This is a genomic window from Oceanicoccus sp., assembly GCF_029238675.1.
GTDB lineage: Bacteria > Pseudomonadota > Gammaproteobacteria > Pseudomonadales > Dasaniaceae > Oceanicoccus.
In genome coordinates this window covers 18240-38575 of record NZ_JAQWFR010000023.1, presented here as the reverse complement: position 1 = coordinate 38575, position 20336 = coordinate 18240, and the positions used below count along the sequence as shown (strand labels likewise).

17 protein-coding genes and 1 tRNA gene are annotated in these 20336 nt (G+C 46.6%); 2 read left to right on the top strand and 16 right to left on the bottom strand.

The genetic code is table 11. The features are described 5' to 3' along the window. Nucleotides 1-154: 154 nt before the first annotated feature. Nucleotides 155-1084, bottom strand: coding sequence for an FAD-binding protein (locus P8H32_RS07525; protein WP_297291077.1), 930 nt, complete (start codon nucleotides 1082-1084; stop codon nucleotides 155-157). After that, nucleotides 1084-1833 (bottom strand): electron transfer flavoprotein subunit beta/FixA family protein, encoded by a 750-nt coding sequence (locus P8H32_RS07520; RefSeq protein ID WP_297291078.1) that lies wholly within the window; start codon nucleotides 1831-1833, stop codon nucleotides 1084-1086. Before P8H32_RS07520 ends, P8H32_RS07525 begins: the two co-directional genes overlap by 1 nt. Nucleotides 1834-2184: 351 nt before the next feature. On the opposite strand from P8H32_RS07520, the gene P8H32_RS07515 reads away from it, so the two are divergent. Further along, the gene (locus tag P8H32_RS07515) at nucleotides 2185-3825 is read left to right on the top strand and encodes an electron transfer flavoprotein-ubiquinone oxidoreductase (RefSeq protein WP_297291079.1); all 1641 of its coding nucleotides are present in this window, start codon (nucleotides 2185-2187) and stop codon (nucleotides 3823-3825) included. Between the two features lie 126 nt (nucleotides 3826-3951). Here P8H32_RS07515 and P8H32_RS07510 read toward each other — a convergent pair whose 3' ends face one another. The 12 genes from P8H32_RS07510 to P8H32_RS07455 form a co-directional block, all read right to left on the bottom strand. Beyond that, the gene (locus P8H32_RS07510) at nucleotides 3952-4494 is read right to left on the bottom strand and encodes a DUF1285 domain-containing protein (protein WP_297291080.1); all 543 of its coding nucleotides are present in this window, start codon (nucleotides 4492-4494) and stop codon (nucleotides 3952-3954) included. 17 nt (nucleotides 4495-4511) lie between these two features. Then, on the bottom strand, nucleotides 4512-5102 hold the full coding sequence (locus tag P8H32_RS07505; RefSeq protein ID WP_297291081.1) for a hypothetical protein: 591 nt from the start codon (nucleotides 5100-5102) through the stop codon (nucleotides 4512-4514). A gap of 130 nt (nucleotides 5103-5232) precedes the next feature. Next, nucleotides 5233-6414 (bottom strand): phosphoglycerate dehydrogenase, encoded by a 1182-nt coding sequence (locus tag P8H32_RS07500; protein WP_301089015.1) that lies wholly within the window; start codon nucleotides 6412-6414, stop codon nucleotides 5233-5235. 44 nt (nucleotides 6415-6458) lie between these two features. Next, nucleotides 6459-8339 (bottom strand): SurA N-terminal domain-containing protein, encoded by a 1881-nt coding sequence (locus P8H32_RS07495; protein WP_301089013.1) that lies wholly within the window; start codon nucleotides 8337-8339, stop codon nucleotides 6459-6461. A 158-nt stretch (nucleotides 8340-8497) separates the two neighbouring features. Continuing rightward, the gene (locus tag P8H32_RS07490; RefSeq protein ID WP_085759730.1) at nucleotides 8498-8770 is read right to left on the bottom strand and encodes an HU family DNA-binding protein; all 273 of its coding nucleotides are present in this window, start codon (nucleotides 8768-8770) and stop codon (nucleotides 8498-8500) included. A gap of 203 nt (nucleotides 8771-8973) precedes the next feature. Next, nucleotides 8974-11388, bottom strand: a complete 2415-nt coding sequence (gene lon / locus P8H32_RS07485; protein WP_301089112.1) for an endopeptidase La — start codon at nucleotides 11386-11388, stop codon at nucleotides 8974-8976. A 276-nt stretch (nucleotides 11389-11664) separates the two neighbouring features. Then, nucleotides 11665-12960 (bottom strand): ATP-dependent Clp protease ATP-binding subunit ClpX, encoded by a 1296-nt coding sequence (gene clpX / locus P8H32_RS07480; RefSeq protein ID WP_297291085.1) that lies wholly within the window; start codon nucleotides 12958-12960, stop codon nucleotides 11665-11667. Nucleotides 12961-13124: 164 nt separating this feature from the next. Next, complete coding sequence (clpP, locus tag P8H32_RS07475) at nucleotides 13125-13769, bottom strand: ATP-dependent Clp endopeptidase proteolytic subunit ClpP (protein ID WP_297291086.1); 645 nt, start codon at nucleotides 13767-13769, stop codon at nucleotides 13125-13127. Between the two features lie 136 nt (nucleotides 13770-13905). Further along, complete coding sequence (gene tig, locus P8H32_RS07470; RefSeq protein WP_301089008.1) at nucleotides 13906-15237, bottom strand: trigger factor; 1332 nt, start codon at nucleotides 15235-15237, stop codon at nucleotides 13906-13908. A gap of 82 nt (nucleotides 15238-15319) precedes the next feature. Beyond that, nucleotides 15320-15404 (bottom strand) — tRNA-Leu (locus P8H32_RS07465). Nucleotides 15405-15595: 191 nt separating this feature from the next. After that, nucleotides 15596-16981: a hypothetical protein gene (locus tag P8H32_RS07460; RefSeq protein WP_301089005.1), complete on the bottom strand. Its 1386-nt coding sequence runs from the start codon at nucleotides 16979-16981 to the stop codon at nucleotides 15596-15598. A 31-nt stretch (nucleotides 16982-17012) separates the two neighbouring features. After that, nucleotides 17013-18080 (bottom strand): beta-N-acetylglucosaminidase domain-containing protein, encoded by a 1068-nt coding sequence (locus P8H32_RS07455; RefSeq protein WP_297291089.1) that lies wholly within the window; start codon nucleotides 18078-18080, stop codon nucleotides 17013-17015. Between the two features lie 166 nt (nucleotides 18081-18246). Here P8H32_RS07455 and P8H32_RS07450 point away from each other — a divergent pair, with 166 nt between their 5' ends. Further along, nucleotides 18247-19023 (top strand): ion channel, encoded by a 777-nt coding sequence (locus tag P8H32_RS07450; protein WP_301089003.1) that lies wholly within the window; start codon nucleotides 18247-18249, stop codon nucleotides 19021-19023. A 31-nt stretch (nucleotides 19024-19054) separates the two neighbouring features. On the opposite strand, the gene P8H32_RS07445 is transcribed toward P8H32_RS07450, so the two are convergent. Further along, nucleotides 19055-19828 carry a TatD family hydrolase gene (locus P8H32_RS07445; protein WP_297291107.1) on the bottom strand — a complete coding sequence of 258 codons (774 nt, stop codon included), beginning with the start codon at nucleotides 19826-19828 and terminating at the stop codon, nucleotides 19055-19057. A 119-nt stretch (nucleotides 19829-19947) separates the two neighbouring features. After that, nucleotides 19948-20307 (bottom strand): PilZ domain-containing protein, encoded by a 360-nt coding sequence (locus tag P8H32_RS07440; RefSeq protein WP_297291091.1) that lies wholly within the window; start codon nucleotides 20305-20307, stop codon nucleotides 19948-19950. Between the last annotated feature and the right edge of the window lie 29 nt (nucleotides 20308-20336).

Below are 20336 nucleotides of genomic sequence, written 5' to 3'. Positions count from 1 at the left end.
GCGGGAATCCAGCCTGCATGCTTATGCTGTTATTTCCGCCAAAGCGGAAATCTACAGCACTGGATTCCCGCCTGCGCGGGAATGACGGCGGCGTATTTTTTAGGGGCATAAAAAAACCCGGCTAAAGCCGGGTTTTTTTGAATCTAAATTCAGCTTACAGAGCAGAATCCAATTCAGGCACCGCATCAAACAAATCAGCTACCAAACCGTAGTCAGCAACCTGGAAGATAGGAGCATCTTCGTCTTTGTTAATCGCAACAATGATTTTACTGTCTTTCATACCAGCCAAGTGCTGGATGGCACCGGAGATACCTACAGCAATATACAAATCAGGTGCAACAATTTTACCCGTTTGACCTACCTGCATATCGTTAGGAACAAAACCAGCATCAACAGCAGCACGAGATGCACCAACAGCAGCACCCAGTTTGTCCGCAACAGATTCCAGCAGAGCGAAGTTCTCACCACTTTGCATACCGCGACCACCAGAGACGATAACACCTGCAGCGGTTAATTCAGGACGGTCGCTAACAGCAACTTCTTCACCAACAAAGCTTGAAGTACCTGCATCATGGGCAGAAGCAACAGTTTCAACCGCCGCAGAACCACCTTCAGCCGCCGCAGCGTCAAACGCAGTACCACGCACAGTAATTACTTTAGTGGCATCGGCAGATTGAACAGTAGCAATAATATTGCCAGCATAGATTGGACGCTTGAATGTATCCGCGCTTTCAACAGCAATGATGTCAGAGATTTGAGCAACATCTAATAAAGCAGCAATGCGAGGAGCAACGTTTTTGCCAGTAGTTGTTGCAGGAGCCAATACATAGCCATAATCAGCAGCTAACTCCACAACCAACGGCGCAACATTTTCAGCCAACTGGTTAGCATAGGCAGCATTATCAGCTACCAATACTTTAGTAACACCAGCAATTTTTGCAGCAGCTTCACCGGCAGCAGCACAATCAGAGCCTGCAACCAGTAAAGTGATATCACCGCCAATGGCAGCAGCCGCAGTGACTACATTTAATGTCGTTTCTTTGATAGAAGCATTATCGTGTTCAGCTAAAATTAAAATACTCATTAGATCACCTTCGCTTCATTTTTCAGTTTATCAACCAGCACTTCGACTGACTCAACCTTGATACCCGCTGAACGCTCTGCAGGTGGCTCAACTTTAACGGTGGTCAGACGAGGGGCAATATCAACACCCAGTTCGTCTGGTGTCATTACATCCAATGGCTTTCTCTTTGCCTTCATAATATTGGGCAGAGAAGCATAGCGAGGTTCGTTTAAACGAAGATCGGTAGTGATAATCGCTGGCAAATTTAAAGCTACTGTTTGTAAACCACCGTCAATCTCACGGGTTACATTCACTTTACCATCGGCAACCTCAATTTCAGAGGCAAAAGTACCTTGAGGCAAGCCGGCCAGGGCGGCTAGCATTTGGCCAGTCTGGTTGTTGTCACCATCGATAGACTGCTTACCCAGAAGAACAATGTCTGGCTGCTCTTTGTCGACAATCGCTTTTAGCAGTTTGGCAACAGCCAGAGGCTGTAATTCTGCATCGGTTTCAACCTGAATACCACGATCGGCACCCAGGGCTAGAGAAGTGCGAATCTGCTCCTGGCAAGATTTGTCACCCAGGGACACAGCGATGATTTCAGTAACGGTGCCCGCTTCTTTTAAACGAACAGCTTCTTCAACTGCAATCTCGCAGAATGGATTGATAGCCATTTTTACATTATTCAGATCAGCGCCAGTGCCATCAGCTTTGGCACGCACTTTTACATAAGCGTCAGCAACACGCTTAACAGGAACAAGAACCTTCATAAGATTCTCCGTTTTGAAGTCACAAAATTTGGCTACTCGCCGTTAAAACCATAGAGGTATCGAGTAGCCCCGAAAAAACGCGCGTATGTTGACGCTTAAAGGCCTGCAGGTCAATAACTTTTTATAACAACCAAACATACATAAACTACCAAACTGTCGTTTATAAAAGTCTATTTAGCCGGTGAATTAACTACATTCACACCTCTTATACAATCCCTCCAAAATCTCTACCATTTGCTTCCTATGGCTAATGGCACTTTTATAAATGAATATATATACTTACCGCCCTTCGAGCGCCTGAACTGAAACCTTTACGCGCTACCCTATTTGACGAGTATGAGGACTATTGTTGTGGAACGTGAATCTATGGAATTCGACGTTGTTATCGTCGGTGCTGGCCCTGCTGGACTATCAGCTGCTTGCCGCATTCGCCAGTTAAGCGAAGACATTACAGTCTGTGTGGTAGAGAAAGGCGCTGAAGTTGGCGCACATATTCTTTCTGGCGCGGTTATGGACCCCAAGGCCATAACCGAGCTTTTTCCTGATTGGAAAGAGCGCGGCGCCCCTCTCAATGTTCCTGTCACCGAAGACAAGGTGATGCTAATGAACAATCAGTCCAGCGCTATTAGCGTTCCGCTGATGTTTGCCCCCGGTTTCCACAATGATGGCAATTATGTCATTAGCCTGGCTAATGTTTGCCGCTGGCTGGCAGAACAAGCAGAGGCCATGGGTGTAGAAATTTACCCGGGTTTTGCCGCCGCAGAAGTCCTGTATAACGACGATGGCAGCGTCAAAGGTATTGCCACCGGTGATATGGGCGTTGCCGCTGATGGCAGCCATAAAGACGCTTATATGCCGGGCATGGAACTCCATGCCAAGTACACGGTATTTTCTGAAGGTTGTCGCGGTCACTTGGGCAAGCAACTGATCGAGAAATTTAATCTTGATGAAGGCTGTGACCCTCAACACTACGGCATCGGCTTTAAAGAAATCTGGGAAATCGACGAATCCAAACATCAAGCCGGACTGGTTATTCACACCACTGGCTGGCCCGCTTCTAAAGGCACAGCCTCAGGTAGCTACTTATATCACGCGGAAGGCAATCAAATTGCTATCGGCTATGTGGTGCCATTAAGTTATACAAACCCGCATGTCTCTCCATTTGACGAATTCCAACAATGGAAGCAACACGACAAAATCAAGAGCTATTTGGAAGGCGGTACTCGTATTTCTTATGGTGCGAGAGCACTTATTAAAGGTGGCCCACAGTCTCGACCTAAAATGAGCTTCCCGGGTGGTTTATTAATCGGTGATGATGCCGGTACCTTAAACTTTGCCAGAATCAAAGGCAGCCATACCGCCATGAAGTCAGGTATGTTGGCCGCTGATACGCTGCATGCTGCATTAACCGCAGACAATGCTATTAGTGGTGCTGACCTGGTTGATTATGCTAACCGCTTTGATTCTTCGTGGCTTAATGATGAATTACAGAAATGGCGCAACTTCGGCCCATTGCTGCATAAGTTTGGCGGCATGGTGGGTGCGGCACTGGCCTTTATCGACCAGGGTATTTTCCAGGGCAAACTGCCATTTACCCTTCGCGATAAAACCCCGGATTACCAGACGCTTAAACCTGCCTCTGAGATGCCAAAAATTGAATACCCAAAACCTGATGGTGTTATCAGCTTTGATAAGTTGTCTTCTGTATTTCTATCGAACACTAACCATGAAGAAGATCAGCCCTGCCACTTAACACTCAAGGATGCTGATATACCGCTGATGAAAAACCTGCCCATGTACGATGAACCCGCTCAGCGTTACTGCCCTGCCGGTGTTTATGAAATCGTAGAAGAAGCCAATGGCGACAAGCGCTTCCAGATTAATGGCCAGAACTGCGTGCACTGTAAGACCTGCGATATTAAAGATCCGTCACAAAATATTGTTTGGGTAACCCCTGAAGGATTGGGCGGACCGAATTATCCGAACATGTAACACACCTCGTCATTCCCGCGAAGGCGGGAATCCAGTGCTGTAGATTTACGCTTCGGCGGAAATCTACAGCATGAGCACGCAGTCTGGGCCCCCGCCTTCGCGAGGGCGACAACTTGGTTTTTATGGTTAATCAGCACCCAAGTGAAATTCAGAACCCTCGCTCATAACAAAAAAACGCCCCTGCTTTTCCAGGGCAAACTCTGCCAAGCGATAAAAAACAGCGCGATTGAGCTTAGCTGTTAGTTGTTGATCCAACTCTATAACTGGAGCGGATTCAGCAGAAGAAGTCATTAAAGGGTATTTTTCACTGAGGGTATATTGGTCATCCACATTAGTGGTAAAAATAATACGTTGATCAGCTTCCCCGGCATTAACAACATCCATATCCACAATAATAAGTGCAGTTTGCTCAACCTGGATGCGCCATTTTTCAACTGGGGTTAATAGGTAATAATCACCGTCGTCCTCGCGGCGCAAGATAGTGGAAAATAATTTAACCAGGGCGCGTCGCTTAATCAGCGAGCCATCGTGAAACCAGTCACCATTGGACTTGATCACTATATCAATATCACCACTCAACTCAGGATTCCAAAGATGCAGCGGGGGCTTTCCTGTTTGACCTTTGAGGTGCTGCTCGATACTTTCTATATTACCCGAACCATTCTTCATTATTACCTCAATTGAAGCTAATTGCCCACTGGCGAATCTGTCAGTATTTGACCAACATAAGCAATGGGGCTAGCCAATAGCTCTGGTATTTCGTTACCCCAAAAATTTAAGTTGGAGGTCTCGGCGGTCAATAGGATTTTATCGACGGTTGTTTCGCTAATTACATCAACAACAGTAAGTATTAATTTCATACGACTATAGTTGGTGGTTGGTTCAGTTTCTTCAGGTTCTATAATGGCGTTATTCTCAACCACCTCTACATAGACCAGAAAGTTGTTGCCATGGATTTTGGTTAAGGCTATCGCAGCATCGATAGTATCTTTAGAATCACCACCGGTGACACTTTTGAAATGAGGCGCCAAGCCCTTGGCAATGACTTCACTCAACAAAATCACGTCGACCTTTTCAACATCATCACAGATAACACTGATTTGATTATTTGTGGTGATTACCCGGTTATGCCATCGACTTACTTCAAACTGATTAATCACACCTATTTTTCTGGAGTAGTGTTCCGTTCGTTCAGCAATATAAGATGACTGACAGGCCTGCAATAACGCAGCGATAGCCAAGACCATACCGAGTTTAAGTATACGTAGCGATATCATAAACCACCCTTTCTTGCTCATAGATTGATTATAGAAGCCAAACAGTAGAGCCACCCACCCCGGTTTGTCAACAGACACAAAAAAGGGCTCTCGAAAGAACCCTTTAATAATTAGCCTGGGTCTTTTAAGACTAACCAATTAAACGAACATTTACGACACCTTCAATGGCACGCATTTGCTGCAACACATTTTCCGATGGTGCAGCATCAACATCAATCAGGTTGTAGGCAATTTCGTCACGGCTCTTATTAAGCATATCGACTACATTGATATTTTCATCAGCGAAAATAGACAGAATGCTGCCTAAAATTTTGGGTACATTGCGATTACTGATCGACAGGCGAACACTTTCACAGCCTGGAGTACGCTCAAGATTTAGCGGCGGAAAGTTAACAGAGTTTTTAATATTGCCATTCTCAAGGAAGTCCTTAAGTTGGTTGGCCGCCATTACGGCACAGTTCTCTTCCGCCTCATCGGTACTGGCACCGATATGTGGAGTCAATACAGCACCTCTAACACCAATCAATGACGGCGACGGGAAATCAGCAATATATTTAGCTAATCTGCCTGACTCCAGGGCTTCAACCACGGATGGGGTATCAACAATTTCTTCGCGGGCGAAGTTTAATAAAATTGCACCTTCTTTTAGGTTTGAGAGCAGGTCGCTATTAATCATACCGCGAGTGGCATCAAGAACCGGCAAATGCAAAGTAATATAATCAGAACGAGAGACCAAAGAGGCAATATTATCGACCTTTTTGATATCGCTGGATAGACGCCAGGCTGCATCAACCGACAAGGCCGGATCATAACCGGCAACCTGCATACCTAAACTTAAAGCCGTATCAGCAACCATTGAGCCGATAGCACCCAGACCAATAACACCTAAAGTTTTACCCGCTAATTCGTTACCTTTAAAACGCTTTTTCTCTTTCTCCAGCAGCTTGCTCATTTCAGCACCGTCGGTCATATCTGACAAGGTATCAACATAGTCGATACCTTCCAAAATACCGCGGGAACCCAGGGTCAGAGCAGAAACAATTAATTCTTTTACAGCATTAGCATTGGCACCAGGGGTATTAAAAACCGGAATACCCTGGTCAGTACAATGTTCAACAGGAATATTATTATAACCTGCACCAGCGCGGCCTATACCCAACACTGAGGCGGGAATATCTTCAGGCTTGAGTTTATGGCTTCTTAATAAAACAGCATCCGGGGTTGAAAATTCGCTGGCGATTTCATAGTTATCACGGGGAAGTCTATCCAGGCCTTTAACGGATATCTGGTTTAAAGTGAGCACCTTGTACACGTCTAACAACTCCTAAAATAAAATATAATTTATGCTAATCAAACTTATAAAATAGTGATTTCTGCGTTTTCTCTCAGCATATTTAAAAAGCCGCTGATACTGCGCGCACTCGAATTACGCTCTAGCTCTGACTTCAAACCACGCTGTTCGGCAATGGAAAATTGCTTCCAACTGCCATCTTCTACCTCTTCTAATTGCACCACAGCTACATCACCATTCGACAAGCTCAACGCCTTATTAACAACAGCACCATCACTTACCGCCGGCATAGCGAATACCGCTGATAATAAACCGGGGTCAACAGCAACATTATTGCGGTTAATATTTTGCTGAACCTGCCATTCATAATCGCCGGCTTTGGCGACCGCCTCCAAAGCACTACCAGCAGACAGTGCCGCAAGGGAATCTTCAGCTAATTTAAGGGCAAGCTCGGTGGATCGCGTTGCGGATAACTGAGCTACGATACCTGCCTTAACATCGCTTAAAGGCTTGGCTGCGGGCGGCTGGTGCTCAAGTACATTGACAACGATAAAGTGGTCCGTAGCAAGCTCCAGTACTTCACTGTTGTTGCCGTCTTCCAGCACATCGGTACTGAACGCAGCTGCGAGTACTTGAGTATTTGCCAAGGTGCCGGTGGCACTGGCGCGACCAATAAGTGCAGATTGCTTAACGTCGACTGAGAGTTCCTTAGCGGGTGATGAAAGGCCCTCTGAGTTAAATACCAGGTCACGCAGGTTTTCTACTGCCTTGATAAAATCAGCCTCAGCTGCGGCCAGCTGAATACGTTGAGCGAGTATTGGTTTACGGTCGTCAAAGGAAGGCTTATCGCCCTGTTTGATTTCGGTAGCCTTGATTAAGTGGAAACCGGCATCTGTTAACACCGGTGCGGACACCTGATCAACATCCAATTCAGCCAAGGCTGTTTCAAACTCTTCAGGAAAGGTATCACCCTGAGTATAACCCAGGTCACCACCATTACGCGCAGAACCCCGGTCATCAGAAAACTCTGTAGCCAGCGCGCCAAAGTCATCTCCATTATCCAACTTTTTCATCAATGATTCGATTATGGCTCGGGCCTCAGCTTCATCCCGGTCATCACTAAGCTCAATAAGGATGTGGGATACCCTGCGCTCTTCCTGAGAGTTAAATGACTCGATATCCTCTGCATAGGCACGCTGCAGATCTTCATCAGATACAGGCTTAAAAAAGTCCTGTTGTTTTAATTCAATATACTCAAGTTTTACCTGGTCTTCTGACTGGAAGCTGTCGATATTGGCGTCGTAGTAGGCTTGTACTTCTGCATCAGTCACTTGAACCTGTGCAGCAACTTTAGCTTTAGGCAGAATAAAATAACGGAAGCTTCTTTGCTGACCAACGATACTGGCAACCTGTTCTAACTCAGCCTCAGTGACAAAAGCAGAACCGGCAATACCAGCATTAAGCTGGCTACTCGCCATTTCATCAGACATCATTTGCTTAAAATAACTGGGGGTATAACCATTGCTACGCAAGATGTTTTGATACAGCTGGGGAGAAAACTGACCATTTTCCTGAAACTGGCTCATATTAACTATGGCCTGATCAATGGCGGTTGCCGATACCACTACAGACTCGTCACTAGCCGCTTGCATTAATAAGTGCTGCTGAATTAAGCGTTCCAGTACCGGGCCACGCAATAACTCATCTGTCAGCAATGAGGGGTCAGCATTTTCACCCATACGGTTAAGCAGCCGACGGCGCTCCAGATTCATCGCCTGGTCTAATTCCATTAAAGTAATGTCTTCACCATTAACAGTGGCGACGTTGGCAGGCCCACCACCACCCACCAGGCTATCAATACCAAATAGAGCAAACGGTATGATGATCAAACCAATAATAAATTTGGCCACTAACCCCTGGCTATTATTACGAATATTTTGCAGCATTTGAGCCCCCGCAGAGCGTTTCCTTTAACCAAAAAAAGCGCATCGATAGATGCGCCTTTTTGAAAATTTAAATATTGACTTCAAACTAGTAATTACTGTCGCTATTTTTACTATTGTTTCAATCAGCCTGTCCACAAAACGGCAGGCTAAAAATAGAATTAATTGACAGCGTCTTTCAGGGCTTTACCCGCTTTAAAACCAGGTACTTTAGCCGCTTTAATCTGGATTTCTGCACCCGTTTGAGGGTTGCGACCTGTACGAGCTGCACGATCTTTTACCGAGAAAGTACCAAAACCCACTAATACAACCTGGTCATCTTCTTTTAATGCGCCAGTAATGGTATCAACCATAGCATCCAGCGCACGGCCAGCAGCAGCTTTAGGTAAATCGGCAGACGCCGCAATTGCTTCAATCAACTCAGATTTGTTCACACTTATCCCCTTTTAAGAATATACGCTTTTAGGTTTTCACTGGTTATCTAATTACAGCCTGCATAGTCTGTATTGTGCGATAACAAAAACTAAAGCCAAAAATTTGGTTTCCGTTTTATTATTTCTAATAATTCGGCTTTAATTAATGCAGGACGCAATTTATACCAATTGCGCCCATGACGGTCAAGCTGAAAAGCTATTATTTAATGGGCCTTTACCTGACTTTTCCCGCCCTTTTTTCCTTTTTCTTTTATTAGCCCGGAATTATCCCCAGACTTGCTTAAAAACTCATCATCCGATAGCGGCTTTGGCATGGTTTCAAGCGCAACTTCTAAGACTTCATCAATCCACTTAACCGGTTTAATCACCAAATCGGCTTTAATATTATCGGGGATTTCTTTCAGGTCCCGGCTATTTTCATCGGGGATAATAACAGTCTTGATTCCGCCCCTGTGAGCAGCCAGTAACTTCTCTTTTAAACCGCCGATAGGTAAAACCTGGCCACGCAAGGTGATCTCGCCAGTCATAGCCACATCAGAATTAACCGGAATACCCGTCAATACCGAAACCAGGGCTGTGCACATACCGATACCGGCACTGGGGCCATCTTTCGGTGTTGCACCCTCTGGCACGTGGATATGCAGGTCATGCTCATCGTGGTATCTGGCAGGAATACCCAGCAGCTGGGAACGGCTGCGAACAACGGTGGTCGCTGCCTGAATAGACTCTTGCATCACATCGCCCAGGGAGCCGGTTTTGACCTGGCGTCCTTTACCGGTGACGGATACGGCTTCTATAGTCAGTAATTCACCACCCACCTGAGTCCAGGCCAGACCGGTAACCTGACCGATTTGACTGGCTTCCTCAGCCTTACCGTAGCTGAATTTACGCACACCACTGTAATGCTCTAAATCATCAGGCCCTATAGTAATGGGGGCTTCTTTTTCTGCCAGTGAAAACTCTTTAACCACTTTACGGCAAAGCTTGGCCACCTCACGCTCGAGGTTTCTCACCCCCGCCTCACGGGTGTAATAACGCACCAGGTCACGGATGGCTTCTTCAGTAATGGTTAGCTCGGTTTCTTTGACACCATTGTTTTTCATCGCCTTGGGTTTTAGGTAACGCTGGGCGATATTGACCTTCTCGTCCTCGGTATAGCCGGGAATACGAATCACTTCCATACGATCCAACAGTGGCGCAGGAATATTCATGGAGTTGGAGGTACAGATAAACATCACATCAGAAAGATCGTAATCGACTTCCAAATAGTGGTCGTTAAAACTGTTGTTCTGTTCGGGGTCTAACACTTCCAGTAAGGCTGAGGCTGGGTCGCCGCGATTGTCCATACCCATTTTGTCGATCTCATCAAGCAGGAATAAGGGATTTTTTACTTCAACCTTAGAGAGCTTCTGCAAGATCTTGCCGGGCATTGAACCAATATAGGTACGACGGTGGCCACGAATTTCAGCTTCATCACGAACGCCACCCAAGGCCATGCGCACAAATTTACGGTTAGTAGAACGGGCAATAGACTCACCCAAGGAGGTTTTACCCACCCCCGGTGGCCCCACTAAACATAGAACCGGCCCTTTGATCTTTTTAACGCGCTTTTGCACCGCGAGGTATTCCAGAATGCGCTCTTTAACCTCTTCCAGACCGTAGTGATCATCTTCAAGGATTTTGGAGGCGCGCTTAAGGTCATGCTTTACTTTGGAGCGCTTCTTCCAAGGCACGTTGACCATCCAGTCGATATAACTGCGGACTACGGAAGCTTCGGCAGACATCGGTGACATCATTTTCAGTTTATTAAGCTCGGCACTGGCCTTTTCTTCGGCCTCTTTGCTCATACCGCTTTCTTTAATTTTGTTTTGCAGGTCTTCGAGTTCGTTAGGGGCCTCATCCATATCGCCCAGTTCTTTCTGAATCGCTTTCATTTGCTCATTCAGGTAGTACTCGCGCTGGCTTTTCTCCATCTGCTTCTTAACACGGCCACGGATGCGTTTTTCAACCTGGAACAGATCAATTTCGGCTTCCATCAAGCCCATCAAGTGGTCGATACGCTCGTTGACATCAGCCACTTCCAGAATGGCCTGTTTTTGCTCCAACTCAAGGGACATATGGGCAGCAATGGTATCTGCCAGGCGGCCTGGCTCATCAATACCGGATACAGAGTTCAATACTTCAGAAGGGACTTTTTTACTCAGGTTTACGTATTTATCAAACTGGCCCATCGTTGCCTGAACCAGAGCTTCAGCATCCGCCTCAGAAAGCGGCTCGGGCTCATCGGCAACGGTAACTGCTGTATAAAAGCTTTCAGTGGCATTAACCGTCTCCAGTTTCGCTCTATAACCCCCTTCAACCAGCACCTTTACGGTACCGTCAGGCAGCTTAAGTAATTGCAACACCGTTGAAACGGTGCCTACCCGGTAAATATCTTTTTCACTGGGATCATCAACAGAGGCATTTTTCTGGGCGACCAACAGGATTTGTTTATCTTTGGCCATCGCATCCTCAAGCGCCTCAATGGAGCGCTCCCGGCCAACAAACAAGGGGATAACCATATGTGGGTAAACCACAACATCTCTTAATGGCAACAATGGTAATTCAATGGATTCCATAGTTTCGCCGATGTTCTCGCTCATAAGGGTTCACCCAGTATTTGTAGTTTTTGATGTGAGGGAAGTTCGTCTAATCCAGTAATAATAGGCGGTTCTGGCAGTTAATCCAGAGCCCGCCGGCCTATGTTTGGGCAGAGAATCCATCTTAAGGTTTAATGGGGGCCATAACCACTAATTACAAGGGAGATAAGTTTTATTTTATTTGGCTATGAAAATGGTCTTCAGCAGGCACAAAAAAGGACCAGTTAAGGCCCTTTTAGCGTCTAACATCCCTTATTACTCGTCGGGGGAGGCAGACTTTAGCGGTTCCTGTTCAGGGGTTTTGTAAACCAGCAATGGCTCGGACTCATCTTTGATCACAGACTCGTCGATAACCACCTTAGACACCGTATCTTCTGATGGGATCTTATACATAGTTTCCAGCAGTACTGACTCAAGAATAGAACGCAGACCACGAGCACCAGTCTTACGCTCCATTGCCTTCTCAGCGATAGCGCGGACGCCATCTTCACGGAAGTCTACTTCTACGGACTCCATCTCAAACAATTTAGCATACTGCTTGGTCAGCGAGTTCTTAGGCTCAGTCAGGATACTAATCAGGGCATCAACATCCAGCTCTTCAAGCGTGGCAATAACCGGTAAACGACCAACAAATTCAGGGATAAGACCGTAGCGAACCAGATCTTCCGGCTCTAAATCAGCCAATACCTGACCGACATTCCTAGTCTCATCCTTGCTTTTCACTTCGGCACTAAAGCCTATACCGCCCTTCTCGGAACGGTCGCGAATCACTTTATCCAGACCTGCAAAAGCACCGCCACAAATAAACAGAATATTGGAGGTATCAACTTGTAAAAATTCTTGTTGCGGATGCTTACGACCACCTTGAGGTGGTACAGAAGCAACGGTGCCCTCAATCAGCTTCAATAGGGCCTGCTGTACACCTTCGCCGGATACATCACGAGTAATAGAGGGGTTATCCGACTTGCGTGAAATCTTGTCGATCTCATCGATATAGACAATACCCATCTGGGCTTTATCAACATCGTAATCACATTTCTGCAGCAGTTTTTGAATAATATTCTCGACGTCTTCGCCCACATAACCGGCTTCGGTTAAAGTGGTGGCGTCAGCAATGGTAAAGGGCACATCCAACAGGCGAGCCAGAGTCTCTGCCAGTAAGGTTTTACCGCTACCGGTGGGTCCAACCAGCAAGATATTACTCTTACCTAGCTCAACCTCGTCTTTTTTGGGCTCACCACAGCGCAAGCGCTTGTAGTGGTTATAGACCGCAACCGCCAGAACCTTTTTGGCCTGTTTCTGGCCAATAACGTATTCGTCGAGAATTTCTTTGATTTCAACAGGAGTAGGAAGACGATCCTGGGTGGTTTCTCCGGCGCTTTCCTGTACTTCTTCACGAATGATGTCGTTACACAGATCGACACATTCATCGCAGATAAAGACAGAGGGCCCTGCAATCAGCTTACGGACTTCATGCTGACTTTTGCCACAAAACGAGCAATAAAGCAGCTTGCCGCCGTCATCACCGGTCTCTTTTGTATTGTCACTCATTAAAACTTTACCCTTTCTAGCCTTTCTAGCTTTTCACAAGCCCTTGTGGACTCTTTTTTAAAACATTGTTTCGTAAATTCTGGCTGTTTCCAGTACTAAAGATGCTGTCTTTTAGACGATTTTGCAAGCCCTGACAGCCAAATTTAATTATTTACAAAGCAGGCTTAGCCCTCGGCACTGTGTCTGCGCTCTATAACCTCGTCAACCAGGCCGTATTCTTTAGAGGCCTCTGCGTTCATAAAGTTGTCTCGCTCGGTGTCACGGGCAATAGTTTCGAAGTCCTGGCCAGTATGGTGAGCCATCAACTGGTTTAGGCGCTCGCGGATAATCAGGATTTCTTTGGCCTGGATATCAATATCCGTGGCCTGACCCTGGGCTCCACCGCTTGGCTGGTGAATCATGGTGCGAGCATTAGGCAGGATAAAGCGTTTGCCTTTGGCCCCACCTGTTAGCAGGAAGGCACCCATGCTGGCAGCCTGGCCAATACACATGGTACTGACATCGGGCTTGATAAACTGCATGGTGTCGTAAATCGACAGGCCGGCAGTTACTGAACCACCGGGTGAATTAATATACAGGTGAATATCTTTGTCAGGGTTTTCTGACTCCAGGAATAACATCTGGGCAACAATAAGATTAGCCATATTGTCTTCTACTGGGCCAACCATAAATATGACCCGCTCTTTTAATAAACGCGAGTATATATCATAGGAACGCTCACCTTTAGCAGTCTGCTCCACAACCATAGGAACTAAACCCAGGTTGTTAATTTCTTGCGGATTAATACCGTGATGATCAAATCTGGACATTCTATTATCGCTCTTCCGTTTTTATCAAGATGTGTGGTTTGCTGAACTTAATATCTGAACTTATGGCTGCCATAAACAAGCAAGCGACTAAAGTATAGTCGCTTGTTGTCAATTTGTTGCTAAATGATTGAAGATGTTACTCTTCGCCCGTTTCCGGCGGCGCCTCTGGCGCCATCACTTCGTCATAGCTGCAAGCTTTCTCAGTGACTGTGGCTTGGTCCATCAATTTCTCAACCACTGAATCTTCCAACACCATAGATTGAACTTCCTGTAATTGCTGCTGGTTGTTGTAGTAGTAGTTAATCACTTCTTCGGGATCTTCGTAAGTGGCTGCGAAACCTTCAATGGTTTCTTTCACTTTATCCGGGTCTGCGGTTAAATCCTCTGAACTGATATATTCATTCAATACCAGGCCTAAACGTACACGACGATCAGCTTGCTCGGTAAACATATCGTCGGGCAGTAATGAATCAACATCCAATGAAGCGGCCTGGCCGCCAAACTGCTGAACCATCTGCTGCTTTAATGCGGTGATTTCCTGCTTGATTAAAGCCTGTGGAAGCTGCAAATCATCATGAGCTGCTACCAATGCATCCATTACCTGATTTTTTACTTTGCCTTTGGTGGCGTTTTCCAATTCACGCTTCATGTTGCCAGCAACATCTTCACGGAATTTTTCTTCACCGCCTTCTTTAACACCAAACTTTTCAAAAAGTTCATCATTCAGTTCGGCCAGCTTTTTCTCAGCAACAGAATTAACGGTTACAGTAAATTCAACAGCTGCCCCTTTGAGTTCTTCTGCCTGATAGTCTTCGGGGAATGTCAGGGATATAACTTTTTCTTCACCCGCTTTCATGCCAGCGATGCCATCTTCAAAACCTGGGATCATTCGATTTGAACCCAACTCTAAAGGAGAGTTATCAGCTGTACCGCCCTCGAAGGCTTCGCCATCTTTGGTACCCACATAGTTGATATTAACCTGATCGCCCTCTGCAGCAACGCGATCTACTTCTTCCCAGGTAGACTGCTGTTCACGCAGAGTTTCAATCATTTTGCTCACGTCCTCATCGCCCACTTCGGCAACGGGCTTTTCTACGGTCATCGAGCTGTAATCTTTAGTTTCGATCTCAGGGAAGATCTCAAAGGTAGCAACATATTCAAGGTCACTACCCGCTTCAATGTTCTTTGGCTCTATAGAAGGCATGCCAGCTGGTTGTATATTTTCCTGCGCAATCGCTTCACTAAAGCTCTGGTTCATTACTTCTTGCATGACTTCCTGACGAACGCCGGCGCCAAAACGCTGCTTCATCACTTTCATCGGGACTTTGCCAGGACGGAAGCCATCTAGACGAACGGTTTTGGATGCTTTTTGCAGACGGACATTAACTTCGTTATCAACGCGCTCAGCGGGAACACCCACTGTCAATTTGCGTTCTAAGCCTGACGTTGTTTGTATTGAAACTTGCATGAGATTCCTCTAGCCCCTGCTAGCGTCTTATTAAGTGCGTCTTGAGGGGTAATGATCACTGAAAAGTGGTGTTAACAATAAATGGTGCGGACGGAGAGACTCGAACTCTCACACATTGCTGCACCAGAACCTAAATCTGGCGTGTCTACCAATTCCACCACGTCCGCATACCGAAAACGGTATATGCCCAGTTTTTAAACAACTTGAGCTAAATCTACTAAGTAATTGAAATGTATCGCTAATCGATAAGATTTACCTAACTAGCCTCAATCACAGGGGCCGTGATTCTGCCACAATGCGGAGGCCGGTTCAACAGTCTTATAGGCGGGTTTCTACAACATTCTGGCTATTTGTCGGATTAATTGGGGTAGGCCAGCAAAAAGGTGATTTTTTCTGGTGAAGTATTCATCAATTGGACTTTAGAAATCGCCTTGGGCAGCAAAACCGCGCTTTCCGGATTTAGAGCTTTTTCCCATACCAGCAAGCCTTCGTCGATAGCCATCAACAGGCCATAGCTGCCTGCAGGTGGCAGCGTATAGTCAACGCCCGCCTCAAGGGTAATTCTTTGCACCTGAAAGTCGTTAAAATCGACAATACGCTCAACGCTTACGCCATTGGTGTTATAAAGAGCCAAATGGGGATCTTGCTGACCCGGTTCCAGAGACATAAGCTCTACCGCACTCTCAGTATCCCAGTGCTGCTGGGTTAGTACCTTTTGGGCGAAAGCAAGGATTAGCCGCTCGTAGACCGGGGTTTGGAATTCTACGGTTCTAACACCATGCTGTAATGAGTGAGGCGTTAAACAGGGCACCTTGACCACATCCCCTACTGATAGCGGCAAGGTCTGGGTAAAAGAGTCCATTTCAGCGCGCAGGGCTCTCTCCTGCCCAGCCAAATCTGCAGGGACCTTTGATAACCATTGGGACAGAACCGTTGCAGGGACTGGCTCGTTTAAACCATAGCCATCCGCTGTTCGCAGGGTATCGATCAAGCCATCGACTTCACGGCGACAAGTCTCATAGCTTTTGACCGCTGCAGCAAAACCTGCACGAAAGTCAGTATCTGAAGCGAAGAGCTGGCGCTTATCCTGATTAAAACCAAATTTAATCCCCCCCTCACCCGCTGGCCATGCTACGTCATCAATATGAGTAACAACATAAACCTCACGCTTTTCCTGATGCAGCTCAAAGTACAGGTCGCCCAATACCTCTTCAGGTAATGGGTCCAGAATTTTTAATAATATCAGGGAGCGTTGCTGGCCTCCGCACAAGCGCTGTGGCAGCGCTGACAAAATATAGGGCAATAAAGTCTGGCTGGCGCCATAACCCACCGCCGCTACACCCCGCTCTTCTATTCCCGTATACCAAATCTCTTGCCCCCAGGGCTTGGGTATATTCAGGCTCAGCAAAGGCAATGGTTTGTCAGGCGATAACACAGGTAAAGACTGGGCGTTGCACCACTGGGAAAAGACAAAACCCTGTTCGGGCTTCTCGCTTCCCAGTGTGTCGATCAGGTTCTGGTTAAATTCTGTGACAGTAAACTCAATATCAACGCTATCTTCCCACACACCCAGGCTGTAAATAGCCAACAGGCGGACAACTGGCTGACCTTCAAGCCAGTACTGTTCAAAAGGGTAGTTTACCAACAGCAAGGACGCTTTTTCGCCGACTAGCTGCTTAATATGGTTATCGACAATAGACTCAGGGTTTGTCTTCTCGGTGTCGACTAGGGTGTAAATAGGCATAGAGTGTTTTCAATCATTATTAGTTGGAGGGCTATCCAGTTAAGCAATCAGGGTCAAAACGGTAGCCACCGCCTAGCCAGTCAGCCACTTCTTCAGCTACAGGGTGCCTGATGGACTGATAGCGGCGACGCTTTTCCTGTAGCTGACTTTCTGACAGGCTCGACAAGCCTTCATCCTGAAACAAATCAATATCACCGGCAAGTAACGCGGCCAACTCATTATTCTCTAACGATGCCAGGCTCTGCTCAAGGGCAAGACGGGGATTATACGCAGCCTGTTGCCGATATACAGCTTGCAGGGTCTGTAAAGGAAGTTGCGACAGGCAAGGCTGGTTCATTGGATTTACCAGATGGCCCTGACACCAATCTGCCATCTCAAAATGACGGCCGGTGTAAGGGCGAATATGCAGGTGATCACTGGTAAGCCTGCCATCATTGACGGGGTAGTTATCCCAAATCACCGGTTTGCGCTGCAACCGGTCCGCCACAGGCTCGATCTCTTCAGCGGTATATTGTGAAGAGATTACCCGCTCACCCGTCCAGAACACGCCCACATCATCGGGCAGCCCTGCACCTAATTGCTCAAGGTAGCCCACTGGCATGGAACCGAATACCTGTTCCAACACAGGGTCTGATGAATAGTAAGTGGGACACACAATATACTGTGACGCAGTACTCGCCTCGATAATATCCGAGGTAATTTCAAGCTGCCTGGCCGCCAGGCCATCAATATCGCCACGAATATCATCAAACAGAATACAAAGCAGGTCCGGGGATAACTCATTAAGGCACTTAACCTTCTCAACGAGCTGACGTTTATCACTGGCTGTATAAGACTCACCTAACCCCAGGGGAGAAAGCCCCAAACCCCAGCGCAATTGATGAGAGTGATAATGGCTGGACAGACCACTTAACTCATCCAACACTGATTGCTGGTGGGTTTCGCGCCAACGCCCTCTTAAGAAAGCATCGCCTTTCGGTGCATAGATATAGCAGTCATAACCATACTGCTTTAAAAACAGGGCGTAATCCTTCCTGATCTGCCAGGACCACTGGCGACCATAAAAGCCCTCTATCACACCGTAAAAAAACTCGCCCATAGGACATTCTTCATTTGCCGATCACGGCTCATGGTACACAAGCCCCCTAAACATTAAAACCGCTGCCTAATCAGTAACATGCTTTAACTAGCCGACAAGCCACTCGAACTGCACTATGCTAGGATTTAAGCTAACGACAAACCAGGCTGCTACTGGGCACCCCCATATGACTGATAAACGCTTTCACGACTGGATTGGATTAAGCGGTGTAGATGACAGCGAGAATGCCGCCGCTAAACAATGGGCCAAACGTCTTGAGATTCCCTTGATACTGGTCGCTTTGTGGATTGTTGTCGCCTGGTACTGGGAGTCAAAGAATCAGGCAGCTGCTTATAGTGAATTGCTCGATTGGTGCATTTGGGGGTTTTTCGTTATCGAAACCAGCCTGCTTACCCTACTCGTCAATGACAAAGCATTCTATTTAAAAAACAACTGGCTCAATCTGGTTATTATTGTATGTGGCATTCCTGTGATATGGCTACAGAGTCCTTATATTGTCGCTCTACGCTCATTGCGTCTGCTGATCTTTATCAGCCTGGTGCTGCAGTTATCCACTAGTCTCAGGGTTATTCTTTCCAGAAACCACCTTGGAGCTACACTTTTTGTCAGCACCCTGTTTATTATTGTTGCAGGCTATTTAATCGCCGGAGTGGACCCGAGTATTACCAGCCCCGCTGATGGCATTTGGTGGGCCTGGGTAACGGCAACCACTGTGGGCTATGGCGATATAGTTCCAAGCAGCCCAACGGGCAGGATACTGGGGGGCTTTCTTATTTTACTTGGGATTGGTCTGCTCTCTATGATCACCGCTAATATTTCTGTATTTTTTATCTCTAAAGCCGGGAAGAACAATAACGAGGAACGACTTGCCAGCATGGAAGAAAAGCTGGATCGGATTGAGCGTTTGCTGACGGCAACAGACAGTAAAAAAAATAAAAAATGAGTCACTTTCAGTGTATTCCGAATCTTTTTTCTTAACGGCTAAAGAATAACTTGTCGAAATTAGTTGAGGTAATTTCTGCAACCTCTTCTACCGCCAAGCCTCTAAGTTCTGCAATACACTCAGCAACCTCTACCACATATTTGGGTTCATTTTTTTTACCTCTATAAGGCATGGGCGCCAAATAGGGAGAGTCGGTTTCAATCAAGATGCGGTCCAGCGGTACTTTCTTAGCCACTTCACGTAATGCTGCTGCATTTTTGAAAGTGACAATGCCTGAAAACGAGATATAGTAATTTTCATCCAAAGCCTGCGACGCCATTTCCCAGCTCTCAGTAAAACAGTGCAATACACCCGCCACTGCGCTATCACCATGTTGGCGGATTATCGATATCGTATCGTCACGGGCATCGCGGGTATGTACTATTACGGGCTTTCCCAACTCGCTGGATAGCTTTAGGTGTAAGGCAAAGCTCTCACGCTGCAGCTCGGCGCTTTCCTTGGTGTAGTAATAATCCAATCCTGTCTCGCCAATAGCCACAACCTCTGGCGACAGGGCCAAAGTTCGCAATTCATCAATATTGACCAGACTGTCATTCACATCCATAGGGTGTACACCTACCGAGGCATTGATACCTTCGTAGCGGCTCGCTATATCAACAACGGCTTTAGCATTACCCATATCTATGCCTATGCACAGCATTCGGTCAACGCCCCGACTTTTGGCTGCGTCAATCGCCGCAGTGAGGTCTCCGTCATAGGGTGTCAGGTCCAGACGGTCTAAATGGCAATGGGAATCTACAAACATCATTTTCTCAGTGGTAGTGTTTTCTCAATGGGTTTTGTCATTCCCGTTTTCCGTCATTCCCGCGAAGGCGGGAATAACGAAAAGTTTAAGGCAATGGCGTGCTTTGGGAGAATGGAGGGTTACATCGTATGTGTCGGCCTGTCAGACTCTAAAGAGCCAGCCAAATAATTTTCAATTTTATTATTAGCCGTTTCATCCTGACCATTAAACTGCACACCGATTCCTGCCGCTCTATTACCTTGGGCACCGCGAGGAGTCACCCAAACAACCTTACCGGCCACAGGGATTTTTTCCGGCTCATCCATTAAGTTCAACAACATAAAGACCTCATCATGGATTTTGTACGGCTTATTGGTGGGAATAAACAAACCACCATTAACCAGAAACGGCATATAGGCAGCGTAAAGCACGGCCTTATCTTTAATAGTCAGGGAAAGTATGCCATTTCTTGCACCTTGTGGCGCACTAGCCGTATTCATTCCAGTGTCAAACTCCGTTGAAACTCATT

Coding starts and splice junctions, on each gene's coding strand:
- P8H32_RS07510 (WP_297291080.1), bottom strand. CDS start 4,494: ATGAAGAATGGTTCGGGTAATATAGAAAGTATCGAGCAGCACCTCAAA.
- P8H32_RS07505 (WP_297291081.1), bottom strand. CDS start 5,102: ATGATATCGCTACGTATACTTAAACTCGGTATGGTCTTGGCTATCGCT.
- P8H32_RS07440 (WP_297291091.1), bottom strand. CDS start 20,307: ATGAATACGGCTAGTGCGCCACAAGGTGCAAGAAATGGCATACTTTCC.
- tig (WP_301089008.1), bottom strand. CDS start 15,237: ATGCAAGTTTCAATACAAACAACGTCAGGCTTAGAACGCAAATTGACA.
- P8H32_RS07525 (WP_297291077.1), bottom strand. CDS start 1,084: ATGAGTATTTTAATTTTAGCTGAACACGATAATGCTTCTATCAAAGAA.
- P8H32_RS07445 (WP_297291107.1), bottom strand. CDS start 19,828: ATGTTTGTAGATTCCCATTGCCATTTAGACCGTCTGGACCTGACACCC.
- clpP (WP_297291086.1), bottom strand. CDS start 13,769: ATGTCCAGATTTGATCATCACGGTATTAATCCGCAAGAAATTAACAAC.
- P8H32_RS07450 (WP_301089003.1), top strand. CDS start 18,247: ATGACTGATAAACGCTTTCACGACTGGATTGGATTAAGCGGTGTAGAT.
- P8H32_RS07495 (WP_301089013.1), bottom strand. CDS start 8,339: ATGCTGCAAAATATTCGTAATAATAGCCAGGGGTTAGTGGCCAAATTT.
- clpX (WP_297291085.1), bottom strand. CDS start 12,960: ATGAGTGACAATACAAAAGAGACCGGTGATGACGGCGGCAAGCTGCTT.
- P8H32_RS07460 (WP_301089005.1), bottom strand. CDS start 16,981: ATGCCTATTTACACCCTAGTCGACACCGAGAAGACAAACCCTGAGTCT.
- P8H32_RS07455 (WP_297291089.1), bottom strand. CDS start 18,080: ATGGGCGAGTTTTTTTACGGTGTGATAGAGGGCTTTTATGGTCGCCAG.
- lon (WP_301089112.1), bottom strand. CDS start 11,388: ATGGAATCCATTGAATTACCATTGTTGCCATTAAGAGATGTTGTGGTT.
- P8H32_RS07520 (WP_297291078.1), bottom strand. CDS start 1,833: ATGAAGGTTCTTGTTCCTGTTAAGCGTGTTGCTGACGCTTATGTAAAA.